The organism is Mongoliibacter sp. (genome assembly GCF_007692705.1).
GTDB lineage: Bacteria > Bacteroidota > Bacteroidia > Cytophagales > Cyclobacteriaceae > Mongoliibacter.
In genome coordinates, this window is record NZ_REBN01000086.1 from 1 (window position 1) to 13,700 (window position 13,700).

Consider the following 13,700-nt stretch of genomic DNA (forward strand, 5'->3'; position numbering starts at 1 on the left):
TATACATTGATGGCTTGGCAAGCACTGGTCTTGAACCCATCACACCCAGGCCTAAAGTAGTTAGTAATCCGTTTTTAAAGAAATCCCGTCTTTTCATCATGGTTTTAACTTATTTTCTTAATAATTATCTCTTATGGAAAGGTAGTTTCATCGTAATTAATTATTGTAAACTAAAAATTAGCATTGAGTTATCAAGCTGTTAACTTATCCAAAGGTCAAATAATTGGGTGAGTTGTAAAGACAGGATTGTTAAGGCTCAAAAATTAGGTGTTAAGTTGTCGGAAAGATGGATTTTTGACCTATTTTATTGAATTGACGATCGGAATGATCAATTGGGTAGTTTTCAATAACAAGTGATTAGTGGGGAGTATCCCTAAATTATGACAGACATTTGTTTTTTGTTCACTAACCAATGGTTTTGAACTGGTATCACCATCATAATTGGCAGAAGTTAAATAAAATTTATATGCTCTTATTTTACCTCCGTGAATTAAATGTATCTTCCAATATATTTAGATTTTAAAAATTTCAGTATATGGCATTAAATGTTTTTGGAGAACCTATAATGGTTTGTAGTACCGCACCAATGACCGGGTATTATAGAAATGGCTGTTGCGAAACAGGGGAGGATGATCAGGGAACGCATACAGTTTGCGCAGTGATGACCGATGAGTTTCTGGAATTCAGTAAAAAAATGGGAAATGATCTCATCACTCCAAGGCCTGAATGGTATTTCCCAGGCTTGAAAGCCGGAGATAAATGGTGCCTTTGTCTAAATAGGTGGATAGAAGCTTATCATGCTGATGTAGCCCCAAATGTTTACCTGGAAGCTACACATGAGAAAACACTGGACGCAGTTCCTTTGGATAAGCTGATACCTTTTGCAGTAAAAATAAAAGAATAAAGTTATTATCCACGGCTATTCACAATGATCCGCGTATTTGGGTAAATCGTCATTAATATCAGGAATCTTGGGATATCAATATCCCAATATCAATCCAGTATCCATGAATATCCTCCCATAGTAAAGTTCATGATAAATATGAGCAAATTAGTTTGTATATGTGTTAAGTTTAATAATTTAGTTGGTATCTTTAGTAGCAAATAAATCCATGCTATGCATAAAATAATCTTCTTGTTTATTGCTGTGGTTCTAATGGGAATCACCACAAAAACCCAAGGCCAAGAAAGGTTTAGGAAAAACACAGTTTACGGAGAATTTTTAGGAACAGGAGGCCTCCTTTCCTTAAATTATGACCGCAGGTTTGGTGATGATCCAACTGGTTTTGGTTTGAGAACCGGAGTTGGTTATTTTCAATGGAGCAGCGATAGGTTTGTTACAATACCAATAATGGCCAATTGGTTATTTGGAGCAAATGGCAAATATTTGGAATTGGGAGCAGGAATGTCGCTTGCCTACGCAGAGACTTTCCAGCATAACCCAAACATGGAAACAAGTCTTGAAGATTTTGTGCCTAGCTCAAGATTTGGTCTTTGGCAAACTCCATTATTCAACATAGGATACCGAAGACAACCTATTGATGGTGGATTTAATTTCAGAACAGGACTTGCGCCCATTGTCAGTTTAGGTGGCAGGTCTGGAATTCAGGTGCTTCCCTGGCCATATTTATCATTTGGACTTACTTTTTAATTTCTTACCTGACCAGTTCCCTGAATTATCCATTTGTAAGAACATAATTCCCCCAAAGCCATAGGACCCCTGGCATGGAGTTTTTGTGTAGAAATGCCTATTTCCGCACCTAATCCAAATTGGTTGCCATCAGTGAAAGCGGTAGAGGCATTGGCATATACAGCAGCTGCATCAACGGCATTTAAAAATAACTCAATCGCATTCAGGTCTTCAGCAATTATGGCTTCGCTGTGCTTTGAGGAATAAGTGGAAATATGCTGTAAAGCCTCTTCAATATTTATTACTGTTTTGATGGACATTTTCAAGGAAAGAAATTCAGTGCCAAAATGGGTCTCTGTTGCCTCATAAACATTTGAATATCCTTTTAGGAAAGGAAAGGATTGTTCATCTGCAAAAATTTCCACCCCTGCTTGTACAAGGTTTTCAACTATTTCTCCAAGCTGATTCAGTTTGTCTTGGTGGATAATCAAGCAATCTAGGGAGTTGCAGACACTGGGTCTTCTGGTTTTAGCATTAAAAACAATATTTTTGGCTTTTTCAATATCAGCAGAAGTATCGACATAGGTATGGACAATACCTGCACCGGTTTCAATAACAGGTACTTTTGAATTTTCCCTCACAAAATCAATCAATCCCTGACTTCCTCGTGGAATAATGATGTCTACAAATCCCACTGCTTCCAAAAGAGATTTGGTTGCGGATCTTTCAGCAGGTAAAAGCTGAAAGGCTTCTATAGGTAAGCCGTTTTTTTCCAAGGCCTGATGAATGACTTTTACGATAGCCTGATTGGAGGCATGGGCATCAGACCCTCCTTTTAGGACCAAGCCATTTCCTGACTTGAGTGCCAGGCAAAATACATCAAAGGTGACATTTGGTCTTGACTCATAAATGATTCCCAGCACACCCAGGGGAACGGTTTTTTTTGTCAGCGTCAGTCCATTATCTAAAACCCTATTTTCAAGTACTTTACCCAAAGGAGAGGGCAGTGTTTTGACCTGCCTTATTTCCTGGGTAATGGCAATGATCCTTTCTTCGGTGAGAAAAAGACGGTCATACTTTGGATCATTGACATCCATCCTGGAAAGGTCTTCCTGATTGGCATCGATGATTAAATGTATTTGCTCAAGGGTTAATTCTATTAAATCCTCAAGTGTTTTAGAAATTACCGATTCTTGAATCAGTCCAAGTTTTGCGGAACTGTGTTTTACCGATTTGAAAATGTGTTGTACATCATACATGCTGAAACAGGTATAGGTAGTCGTAATGGATAAATGCTTTTTGGTTTTTCTCACCCAGTTTTTCCTGTAACTGAAGGTCATTGTATTCGGCCCTTCCCAAGCCGAGCTTGTTGTTTTCAAAGTCCTTTATACTGATAATGTCACCTTTCGAAAAGCTTCCAGTAAAACCTGTTATCCCAACAGGAAGTATAGAAGTAATCTTTTCAGAAACCAAGGCCTCTTTTGCTCCATCATTGATAGTGATCTCACCTTTGTAATATTGTTCTCCATGGGCAAGCCATTTCTTAGGGCTTTGTTTTTTAGTCAAAGCTTCAAAAATGGTATGAGGTACCTTGTTCTGCAATAGATCAATCAGGATATTTTCCCTATTACCATTGGCTATCAGTACTTCTATTCCCAAATCAGCAGATTTTTTGGCCATATTGAGTTTGGTCAGCATCCCTCCCCGACCAAATGATGACTTGACAGGACTAACTTGGATACCTGTGGCAGGGATACTTTTGGAAATTTTAAGGATGAGCTTAGCATCAGGGTGGGAGGGAGGACCATCATACACTCCGTCTACATTGGTCAACAAGATCAATCTATCTGCATTTACCATTGCCGCAGTAAGGGATGCCAACTCGTCGTTGTCTGTAAACATCAGTTCGGTAATGGCCACGGTGTCATTTTCATTGATGATAGGGAGTATACCTTGTTGTAACAAACCTAGAATACAGTTTTTCATATTCAGAAAATGCTTCCTGTCTCTAAAGTCTTCCTTGGTTACAAGGATCTGAGCTACGGGGATATTTTCTTCGGCAAAAAATAATTTATAAGCCTTGATTAGTTCGACCTGACCAGTTGAGGCCCAAATCTGTTTTTTTAAAACAGGATCTAATTTTTCCGATAAAGTCATTTCAGCCCTTCCAAAAGCCACTGCGCCTGAAGAAACCAAGACAATATTCCTACTACTTTTTTTAAGTGTAGCCATCTCTTTGCTTAGTTTTTTCATCCTATCCAAATTTGGTTTGCCATTGTCTTGTGTAAGGACATTGGAGCCTATTTTGATAACCAGGATGTCATTTTGTGTAGCGGACATTTTAAGGGGTTTATTGAAGATTATATACAATATTACCTCTTTCCTTAATAAAAATCTAAAAATAAGTCGCTTTAATAACGGTTTTAATAATGGTCTTTGGTATTTAGAACCACTTTTTCTTTTTAAAATAGGTAATCATTCCTGCAGTCGCTAAAAGAAAAACAGCCCAAATTACCCAATAAGCATATTTCCACTGCAATTCCGGCATGTATTCGAAGTTCATCCCATAAATACCGGCAATAAAGGTCAGAGGAATGAAAATGGTTGCAATGATGGTTAAGGTTTTCATTACCTCATTTTGCTTTAGGCTGATATTGGTCATATAAATTTCCAATAGTGTGGCAATGGATTCCCTTTGCATCTCAAGATTTTCTATAATCTCTACCGCATGTTCATAAATATTGTTGATATAAGGGAAGGTTTTCTTTTTGAGAAAAGGACTCTCTGATTTCTTCCAAGCAGAAAGTATTTCCCTTGTTGGCCATACTATTTTTTTGATTTCCTGCATGGATTTCCTGTGGTGGTAGATTGCAGACAGTAGTGACTTATGGTGATTGACCATTACCTGATCTTCCAATTGCTCTGTTCTGTCATAAAGCTTTTCTAATAAGATGAAATATTCATCGATGATGGCATCCAGAAGGGTATAGGTTAAATAATCAGGCCCCATTTTACGCATCTTACCAGCAGGGTTTTCCAATCTGATCCTTACACCATCAAAAATATCGAACTCATCTTCCTGAACAGTGATGAGGTGATTTTTACCGATTATAAAGCTGACCTGTTCGGAATGAATATTGGAAATGTTACTTTTGGTATAAAGCATTTTTGTCACCAACAGCATGAAATTATCAAATTCCTCTAATTTGGGTCTTTGTTGCTTGTTTTTGATATCATCCAAGGCAAGAGGATGTATAGCAAAAATTTCCGCTATTCCTGAAAGTAAATTTTCATCATGACTTACAATATTTAGCCAGAATTTTTTTGGGGTATTGAGGTATGGTATTAATTGAGAGAGCTCGGTGATATGGTTTTTTTCAAAAAAGTCATCTTCGTATACATACAATTCCAGACTAAGTTTTGGATTTGTTTTTTCCGAAGTGTTCATTACACGATACCTTTCATTTTTTCAGGTGTGAGCGGTTTTTCTACAAACCCTTTCACTACGCTGTACTGCATGGCCTTTTGTCTGTCCTGTAGGTCTATGGAGCTTGAAAGCACGAAAATTTCATCTTTCCTTTCTGGGAATTCTTTCAAGTACACATTTAAAAAGTCCCATCCGTTCATGACAGGCATATTGATATCTAGAAGAATTAAGGCGGGTACTTTTGGGTCCAGCGTCCTCAATTTTTGAAGTGCCTTTTCTGCTTCTAGGAATTCGTCTACCTTTTCGGTAATAGATAATTTGGTGATCAATCTTTTATTGATAAGGTTGTTGATGGGATCATCATCTACCAAAATGATTGATTTATAAAGCTGCATGTAAGAAAGATTGAACTTTAGCTAAACTGTTAATTGGTGTGTAATTCAAATATAAAAATGATCCTGATATTTTCTAGTCTTTTGTTTTAATTTGAATTTTAAATTGAATTTAATTTAAGCTAAAATATTGTTTTTTAATTGTTTAAAATAAAAATGGGAAGTCATAACCGACTCCCCATTTTTAGAGTTTTAATAAATTTTGGAATTACATCATTCCACCCATTCCACCACCGCCCATTGGAGGCATAGCTGGAGCATCTTCTTTGATATCTGCTACCACACATTCGGTAGTCAATAGAAGCGCTGCAATGGAAGCTGCATTTTCCAAAGCCAATCTGGTTACTTTAGTAGGATCAATCACACCGACCTTGAAAAGATCTTCAAACTTATCAGTTCTAGCGTTGTATCCGTAATTGCCAGTATTTTCTTTGATTTTGTTTATGATGACAGAACCTTCACCGCCAGCGTTTTCTACAATTGTTCTCAAAGGAGATTCAATAGCAATTCTGATGATGTTGATACCTGTATCTTGATCTTCATTTTCTCCTTTCAGGGAGTCTAGGGCAGAAGAGGTTCTTACCAAAGCAACACCGCCACCTACTACTACACCTTCTTGTACAGCAGCTCTGGTAGCATGCAATGCATCGTCTACTCTGTCTTTCTTCTCTTTCATCTCTACTTCAGTAGCAGCGCCTATGTATAAGATGGCAACACCACCTGACAACTTCGCCAATCTTTCCTGAAGTTTTTCTTTGTCGTAATCAGAAGTAGTCTTTTCGATCTGAGATTTGATCTCATTGATTCTAGACTGAATAGCACTGGAATCACCTGCACCATTGACCAAAGTTGTATTGTCTTTGTCAATATTTACTTTCTCAGCAGTACCTAAATATTCAACAGTTGCGTTTTCAAGTTTGTAACCTCTTTCTTCAGAAATCACTGTTCCTCCTGTAAGAATAGCGATATCTTCCAACATTGCTTTCCTTCTGTCACCGAATCCAGGAGCTTTGACAGCTGCTACTTTCAGCGCGCCTCTGATTTTGTTTACCACAAGTGTAGCCAATGCTTCACCATCTACATCCTCAGCGATGATCAATAAAGGTCTTCCTGACTGCGCTACTGGCTCTAGTACTGGAAGCAATTCTTTCATTGAAGAAATCTTCTTGTCGTAGATCAAGATATATGGGTTTTCCAGTTCAGCTTCCATTTTCTCTGTGTTGGTCACAAAGTATGGAGAAAGGTAACCTCTGTCAAACTGCATACCTTCTACAGTTCTCACTTCAGTTTCAGTTCCTTTAGCTTCTTCAACAGTAATCACACCGTCTTTGCCTACTTTATCCATGGCGTCGGCGATCATTTTACCGATTTCCTCGTCATTGTTGGCAGAAACAGTTGCTACTTGCTGGATTTCTTTTGAAGTAGAAATTGGTTTGGAGTTGGCCTTCAATTCAGCCACTACAGCGGCAACTGCCTTATCAATGCCTCTTTTGAGATCCATTGGGTTAGCTCCTGCTGCTACGTTTTTAATTCCTGCATTGAAGATAGCTTGAGTAAGAACGGTAGCTGTGGTTGTTCCGTCACCTGCATCATCAGCAGTTTTGGAAGCTACTTCTTTTACAAGCTGAGCACCCATATTTTCGATAGGTTCTTCCAATTCGATTTCTTTAGCTACAGATACACCATCCTTAGTGATAGTAGGAGCACCGAATTTCTTATCGATAATTACGTTTCTACCTTTTGGACCTAAGGTCACTTTCACTGCGTCTGCAAGAGCATCGACACCCTTTTTCAGTCTGTCTCTTGCGTCGGTATCGAAAAATAGTTGTTTAGCCATTTTTTTTGTTGTTTTTAGTTTTTGATTGTTTGAAATAGATGATTAGAGAATTGCAAAAATGTCAGCTTCTCTCATGATGAGATAATCTTGACCTTCTACTGATAGCTCAGTACCGGCATACTTGCCATAAAGAACCGTGTCACCTACTTTTACAGTCAATGGTTCATCTTTTTTGCCATTGCCCACTGCCACTACAGTTCCTTTTTGCGGTTTTTCTTTGGCAGTGTCTGGTATATAAAGACCAGAGGCAGTTTTCTCTTCAGCTGCAGCAGGTTCTACCAGAACCCTGTCTGCAAGAGGTTGGATGTTTACTTTTGACATAATTATTAACTTTTAAAGGTTATTTACAAAATCTTATAAACCCCAATTATCATTTCTTGTGCCAAAGGATGTAGAAGCGCACAAACTGACATAAAGGCGCAATTTATCACATGGTATTGTCATGCAATTTTAATCGGTGGTCTCCTTATCTGTCAAAATTTCAAAGATTGTTTTTTCTTATGTCAGATTTTTGTAAATTTTTTAACAAATTAAGTATCTATGAAAACTTTGAACGACAATTGGATTACAGAGGGCTGGATAGATTTTGAATTCAAAAAGTACCTTCTCCTGGCTTATTTGCAACACGTAAACGCTCAATTCAAAGAGGTCAAACTTTACCCGCCATTGGCAGAGTTGATAAGGCATTATAGTAAACTTAAAGACTTTTCTGAGAATAAGGATCAGCTTAAATCTGCGTTTCCAAAAATGCTGGATGGGCCTGATACCAAAGAAATGAAGCTTAAGTATAAGCCTTTGATTGTTGACGATGAGCTGATGACACATTTGGAAGAAATCGTGCAGTATTCCCTTCCCCAACTCAAAAAAGCAATTGAAGATGGGAAAGAGATTTATGATTTTTTGGAAAAAGGGATGTCCATTGAACCGATTGGAATCTCTCCTTTGTATCAAAAGGAAGGGTATGCTTTTCTTTCTTTCGACAAGTCGAATGAAATCTATATTTATAGATACAAAGTGAATTTATTTCAGAATAGCATGGATAAATTTAAAGGAATCATGATGCAGTTGATTGATAAGGTGAGAACCAGTTTTACAATGACTTTCGAACATATCAAGTTGAACCTGATTAAGACTTACAAGGAATTACCCAACCCTGCTACCTACCGTATCCACAGCCTGCAGCATATTCCAGTCCAGGAAAGTTTCCTGCCAATTTCAAAAAGACTTTTGCTGAAAGTAGTGGATTGATAGATACTGATATTAGGGGGAAATACAATAGAAATAGGGTAGAAACCGGAGCTTTATCGAAGGTCCCGAGAGTGAAGCGATTCGGGATAAGATTGAAATAAAGTAGAAACTGGAGCTTTAGCGAAGGTCTCGGGAGTGAAGCGATTCGGAATAAATTGAAATATTAAAGAAACCAAGTTGAAGACTTGGTCCCTAGAACCGAGTGATTCGGGATATAATTAAAAAATGAGGTGTAGCCGGTTTAGAGAAAGTCCATAAAAAAAACCTGGCTCAGCCAGGTTTTTATTAAATGATGTATGATGGATATGAATTAATCTTCAGAACCGTCTTCTTCCGGTATTTCAATAGGAGTTTCCCCATTCTGTTCTTCTGAATTGGAGGGAAGCAATCCTTCGCCTTCACCAAAAGAAGGAGATACTACTTGCTTTCTTGCATTTTCTACGTTTGGAGAACGGAAGTCAGATCCACTTTCAGTACTGTAGAACGCTGCTGAACTTAATGAAAGTACCAGAATTGCAATAGACAATACCCAAGTTGATTTTTCAAGGATGTTTCCTGTTTTTGTTACTCCCATGATTTGGGATGCACTTCCGCCAAAAGCGGCGCCCACTCCTCCTTTGGAATCCTGTGCAAGGATTACCAACACTAGAAGGACTGCAAGAATGATGATTATGCTGATAAGTATGGTAAACATATTATAATTTATTTTCTTCCAATTCTTTAATTAGGTCTGCAAAATAAGTGTTTTTATCTGGAAACTTCACCATCAATTTCTTATAAATTTCTTTTGCTTTTTGTTTTTTCCCCTGCTTCAACAACAAATTAGCATAGGATTCTGTGATCAAAGCAGGATTAAGTTTGGTGCTTTTTTCGCTGAGGTCATCTTGTTTTTTCTGAGTTTCTATTTCTTTTAATGTCGCCAGCTTGATTTCCCTCTTGCTGAAGGCCTTAATGATGTCTATTTGTTCTTTCTTTTTTTCATCATGGATTTCTACCTTATCCCTTTTTTTTATTGACTCGATTAACTCATCGCCTTTGAATCTCTTCTTTTTTGGAGCTATTTCCTGTTCAGTAGGTGAATTTATTTCTTCAGCTGAGCTGACTGATTCATTTTTTTCAGTTGATGAAGACTGAGGGCTTGGTGCTGAACCCTCTTCTTTTTTTTCACTTTGATTCTTTTCTGAATTCTTAGCCTGAACCAACTCTTCACCAAGTTTTTTGAGCAACAGGTTCCTTTCAGCAGGATTTGGCTTTTTGTTGGGTGAAGGGACTAAATTATCATCAAGATCATCAATAAGGTTGGCGGGATTTTGAGGTCCCTTATCTGAAATGGCTTTTTCAAGCCCTGGATTAAATTGAACAATGATTTTAGTGATACCATCCTTACTTTCTACAAGATGTTTCAGCCATGCCCTGTCCGGACTTGTAATTGCCGCATGATGCAGCATGTCCTTGGAATCACTATTGGATTTCCCGAATTCATACCTGGCCAATAAAACTTTTGGAATCTGAAAATAAGGGAACGTCTTGTGGAGTTTAACCAACTTGATCAAGTCTTCTTTTGAAGGCTGTTGTATTCTCTGTATTGATTCTAAAAGCTGCAGTGGATTCACTTGATTCTATTTTATTGACCTCTCAATTTACAAATTTTTACCAGTTCGCTACGGTAGCAGTAAATATATCCTGAATGATACTTTCAAAAATTTCTTCTATCAACTGGCTTTCCACCTGAAGGATGGAAGTTGTTCGGGGATCATAATCCTGGAAGAAAGAAAATGTCCGTTTCAAGCTATACTCTTCTTCAACTGTATTGACATAATCTACTTCCACACCTATGGTCAATCTCATCTGACCTGCACGGTCAGGAAGGTTTGGGTCCTGGGTAGATACAGTTGCCTGGGGCGCAATAGTATACCTGTTTATAGCTCCCGAAAACTGAAGATCACCATTATTCCTTACCAACTCCAATTGGGTATTCCTTTGGTAAAAATCCTTGAGTGATTCTGTGAAAAGCTGCTCCATGTTGGCAGGTCCCCCGCCTGAATCATTGAAAAAGTTTTCAACTGAAAATGAGGATATGATATCGTAATTGATATTGGTACCGGTAAAGCTATAACTTACAGAACATGCGTATAGCAAAAGTCCCGTAATCAAACTTAGCGTGATTCTCAAGAGCTGCCTAATCGATGTCATATTGTTTGATTTTTCTATATAACGTTCTTTCAGAGATACCAAGGTCACTGGCAGCATATTTTCTTTTATTATTATGCTTGCGGAGAGCTTTGATGATCATTTCTTTTTCCTTTTTCTCCAAAGAAAGTGAATTGTCATCTTCTTCATGTATGATATCTTCTATATTTTCATCGTCATAATCATCTGAATAGTCTTCTGAAGATTCATTATTCTTTTTTGGATCAATTACCAAAGGTAAATTAGACGAAGTAGTTTCTTGACGGGGTTTTTCATCAAAGGATACAGTGCTGTCCATATCTTCAAAAAGCTCTTGATGCTTGTTGATGATTGTTGAATTTAGTCCACCTGACTGATAAGATTCCAATACCAGTTTTTTTAACTCGTTCATATCCTTTTTCATATCAAAGAGAACTTTATAAAGAATTTCCCTTTCGGAAAAATCACTATTATCCGGTGAACTTCCATTGTAACCTGATATGGCAGGTAATCTCGTTTGGTCTGTAGGGAGGTATTTAGCCAGTGTGGCAGCATCAATTTCTTTCTCCTGTTCCAAAAGCGAAATCTGTTCGGCTATATTTTTCAGTTGTCGGATGTTCCCTGGAAAAGGGAATCTCATAAGCAGTTTTTTTGCATCTTCATCCAACGAAATTGGCTTTACTGAATACTTTTCTGAAAAGTCTGAGGTGAATTTTCTAAAAAGCAATACAATATCTTCACCTCTTTCACGAAGTGGGGGCACGTAGATAGGCACGGTGTTCAGCCTGTAATAAAGGTCCTCTCGAAACTTTCCCTTTTCCACTGCCTTGATAAGATTGACATTTGTAGCCGCTATGACGCGGACATTCGTTTTTTGAACTTTTGAAGAACCAACTTTTATGAATTCTCCGTTTTCCAATACCCTAAGTAGACGTGCTTGAGTACCCAACGGCATTTCACCTATTTCATCCAAAAATATTGAGCCTCCATCGGTTACCTCAAAGTATCCTTTTCTCGCTTCATGGGCACCAGTAAAGGAGCCTTTTTCATGTCCAAAAAGCTCAGAATCTATAGTGCCCTCTGGAATGGCGCCACAGTTGATGGCAATAAATTTCCCATGCTTTCTGGGGCTTATGGAATGGATGATTTTGGAAAAAGACTCTTTTCCGCTACCACTTTCTCCTGTGATCAAAACAGTCATTTCAGTTGGAGCAGCCTGCATGGCTACCGAAATGGCATGGCTCAACAATGGGCTGCTGCCAATGATTCCAAACCGTTGTTTGACACTTTGTATTTCTGATGCTGAAAACATGTTCATGTAACTTATTTAGGATACTATTTCACCAAAAAGTGTGGCAGAGGAACAATCAGTGACTTTGACCATGGCATAATCCCCAGGCTTGAGGCCATTGTTTGGGATAATGACAACCTTGTTTGCAGAATTCCTTCCTTTAAGTTGTTCTTGTGATCTTTTGGATGTCCCTTCAATCAGAATTTCCTGAACTTTACCCACATCTAGTTTATTCCTCTGCAATGACAGGGAAGCTTGTTTTTCAATAATCTCAGCTAACCTTCTTTTTTTAATCTCTAGAGGAATGTCGTCTTCGAATTTTTTTGCAGCCAATGTTCCGGGTCGTTCTGAGTAGAAAAACATGTAAGAAAAATCATATTTCACGATATCCATGATGGATAATGTGTCCTGATGTTCTTCTTCTGTTTCAGTACAGAATCCAGCAATCATATCAGAAGAAATTCCGCATTCTTTACCTAGGATTTCCCTTATAGCCTTTACCCTGTTAAGGTACCATTCTCTGTCATAAGTCCGGTTCATCAAGTCCAAAACCCTGGAGTTGCCACTTTGAACTGGCAAATGAATATACTTACAGATATTATTGTACTTTTTCATGGTGTACAAAACCTCATCAGTGATGTCTTTTGGATGAGAAGTAGAGAACCTTACCCTTAGAGCAGGAGATACTTTAGCCACCATTTCCAATAAGTGGGCAAAATTGATTACTGCGGAGAGTTTGTCCTCTTTTTTATTGAGTCTTGCTTTGTTATTTTCTTCAGGAGACCATTTATAGGAATCTACATTTTGACCTAAAAGTGTGACCTCTTTGTATCCCTTATCAAATAGTTCCTGTGCTTCTTTTACAATGGAATGAGGATCCCGGCTTCTTTCTCTGCCTCGGGTAAATGGTACCACGCAGAAAGAACACATGTTGTCACAGCCTCTCATAATAGAGATGAATGCACTTACTCCATTGGAATTAAGTCTTACAGGGGAGATGTCTGCATAAGTTTCCTCCCTTGAGAGGAAGGTATTGACGCCTTTATTTCCGTCTTCGGCAGATGCTACCAGGTTAGGCAAGTCTCTGTAGGCATCGGGGCCAACTACTACGTCGACGATCTTCTCTTCTTCCAGGAGTTTATCTTTCAACCTTTCGGCCATGCAACCCAGAACCCCGATGGTCATTTCAGGCTTATTTTTTTTGAGCGTATTGAATTGAGAAAGCCTTTTTCTGACCGTTTGCTCTGCCTTCTCCCTGATAGAACAGGTATTGAGAAATATGACATCTGCCTGTTCAAAATCAGAAGTAGTATCAAAACCACTTTCTTTCATGATGGATGCGACAATTTCTGAATCAGAGAAATTCATCTGACATCCATAAGATTCAATATAAATTTTTTTAGACTTACCAGTGTTTTCTTCCTCTGTGGTTTTAAAATCACACGCTTGTGCTTCTTCCGGTGCTATAATGTCTATGTCCTTTATGATGTTTTCCATGTGTAGTCAAATTCGAGTTGCGAATTTAAGAAAATACAGACAAAATGACAGTGAATCTTGTAGCAAAGATTGAAAAGAATTAAGAAATGAGAGACGATAAGCGAGAAATGAAAGGCGGGAAGCAAGACACTCGGATCCTTTGAGGTTTAGGGTACTTCGAGGTTCTTTGATGAAGAGAGCCTAAAGCCAAGAAGCAATGAAAAAGAATC

General features: G+C 38.2%; 14 protein-coding genes. 3 read left to right on the forward strand and 11 right to left on the reverse strand.

Features of this window, described 5'->3' with window-relative positions; translation table 11 throughout:
• Positions 1-535 precede the first annotated feature (535 nt).
• Positions 536-904 (forward strand): DUF2237 domain-containing protein, encoded by a 369-nt coding sequence (locus EA341_RS02810; protein WP_293011168.1) that lies wholly within the window; start codon positions 536-538, stop codon positions 902-904.
• Between the two features lie 213 nt (positions 905-1,117).
• Positions 1,118-1,651, forward strand: a complete 534-nt coding sequence (locus EA341_RS02815; protein WP_293011169.1) for a hypothetical protein — start codon at positions 1,118-1,120, stop codon at positions 1,649-1,651.
• Here EA341_RS02815 and EA341_RS02820 read toward each other — a convergent pair.
• The 6 genes from EA341_RS02820 to groES form a co-directional block, all read right to left on the reverse strand.
• Positions 1,648-2,889, reverse strand: a complete 1,242-nt coding sequence (locus EA341_RS02820; RefSeq protein ID WP_293011179.1) for a glutamate-5-semialdehyde dehydrogenase — start codon at positions 2,887-2,889, stop codon at positions 1,648-1,650. The two genes, EA341_RS02815 and EA341_RS02820, sit on opposite strands and share 4 nt — an antisense overlap.
• Positions 2,882-3,970, reverse strand: coding sequence for a glutamate 5-kinase (gene proB, locus EA341_RS02825; protein ID WP_293011170.1), 1,089 nt, complete (start codon positions 3,968-3,970; stop codon positions 2,882-2,884). Before proB ends, EA341_RS02820 begins: the two co-directional genes overlap by 8 nt.
• A gap of 103 nt (positions 3,971-4,073) precedes the next feature.
• Positions 4,074-5,078 (reverse strand): magnesium/cobalt transporter CorA, encoded by a 1,005-nt coding sequence (gene corA, locus EA341_RS02830; protein ID WP_293011171.1) that lies wholly within the window; start codon positions 5,076-5,078, stop codon positions 4,074-4,076.
• Positions 5,078-5,452, reverse strand: a complete 375-nt coding sequence (locus tag EA341_RS02835) for a response regulator (protein WP_293011172.1) — start codon at positions 5,450-5,452, stop codon at positions 5,078-5,080. Before EA341_RS02835 ends, corA begins: the two co-directional genes overlap by 1 nt.
• A 205-nt stretch (positions 5,453-5,657) precedes the next feature.
• Positions 5,658-7,286 carry a chaperonin GroEL gene (gene groL / locus EA341_RS02840; protein WP_293011173.1) on the reverse strand — a complete coding sequence of 543 codons (1,629 nt, stop codon included), beginning with the start codon at positions 7,284-7,286 and terminating at the stop codon, positions 5,658-5,660.
• A 42-nt stretch (positions 7,287-7,328) separates the two neighbouring features.
• Positions 7,329-7,607, reverse strand: a complete 279-nt coding sequence (gene groES / locus EA341_RS02845; RefSeq protein WP_009033281.1) for a co-chaperone GroES — start codon at positions 7,605-7,607, stop codon at positions 7,329-7,331.
• A 219-nt stretch (positions 7,608-7,826) separates the two neighbouring features.
• Here groES and EA341_RS02850 point away from each other — a divergent pair, with 219 nt between their 5' ends.
• The gene (locus EA341_RS02850; protein WP_293011174.1) at positions 7,827-8,534 is read left to right on the forward strand and encodes a hypothetical protein; all 708 of its coding nucleotides are present in this window, start codon (positions 7,827-7,829) and stop codon (positions 8,532-8,534) included.
• A gap of 310 nt (positions 8,535-8,844) precedes the next feature.
• Here EA341_RS02850 and secG read toward each other — a convergent pair whose 3' ends face one another.
• Genes secG through miaB form a run of 5 tightly spaced genes read right to left on the reverse strand, consistent with a single transcriptional unit; the run spans position 8,845 to position 13,491 of the window.
• The gene (gene secG / locus EA341_RS02855) at positions 8,845-9,228 is read right to left on the reverse strand and encodes a preprotein translocase subunit SecG (protein WP_293011175.1); all 384 of its coding nucleotides are present in this window, start codon (positions 9,226-9,228) and stop codon (positions 8,845-8,847) included.
• A 1-nt stretch (position 9,229) separates the two neighbouring features.
• A complete protein-coding gene (locus EA341_RS02860; protein ID WP_293011176.1) occupies positions 9,230-10,147 on the reverse strand; it encodes a hypothetical protein in 918 nt (305 codons plus the stop codon).
• Positions 10,148-10,184: 37 nt separating this feature from the next.
• The gene (gene lptE / locus EA341_RS02865) at positions 10,185-10,727 is read right to left on the reverse strand and encodes an LPS assembly lipoprotein LptE (protein ID WP_293011177.1); all 543 of its coding nucleotides are present in this window, start codon (positions 10,725-10,727) and stop codon (positions 10,185-10,187) included.
• On the reverse strand, positions 10,714-12,015 hold the full coding sequence (locus EA341_RS02870) for a sigma-54-dependent Fis family transcriptional regulator (RefSeq protein ID WP_293011180.1): 1,302 nt from the start codon (positions 12,013-12,015) through the stop codon (positions 10,714-10,716). Before EA341_RS02870 ends, lptE begins: the two co-directional genes overlap by 14 nt.
• Positions 12,016-12,030: 15 nt before the next feature.
• Complete coding sequence (gene miaB / locus EA341_RS02875) at positions 12,031-13,491, reverse strand: tRNA (N6-isopentenyl adenosine(37)-C2)-methylthiotransferase MiaB (protein WP_293011178.1); 1,461 nt, start codon at positions 13,489-13,491, stop codon at positions 12,031-12,033.
• Positions 13,492-13,700: the final 209 nt, after the last annotated feature.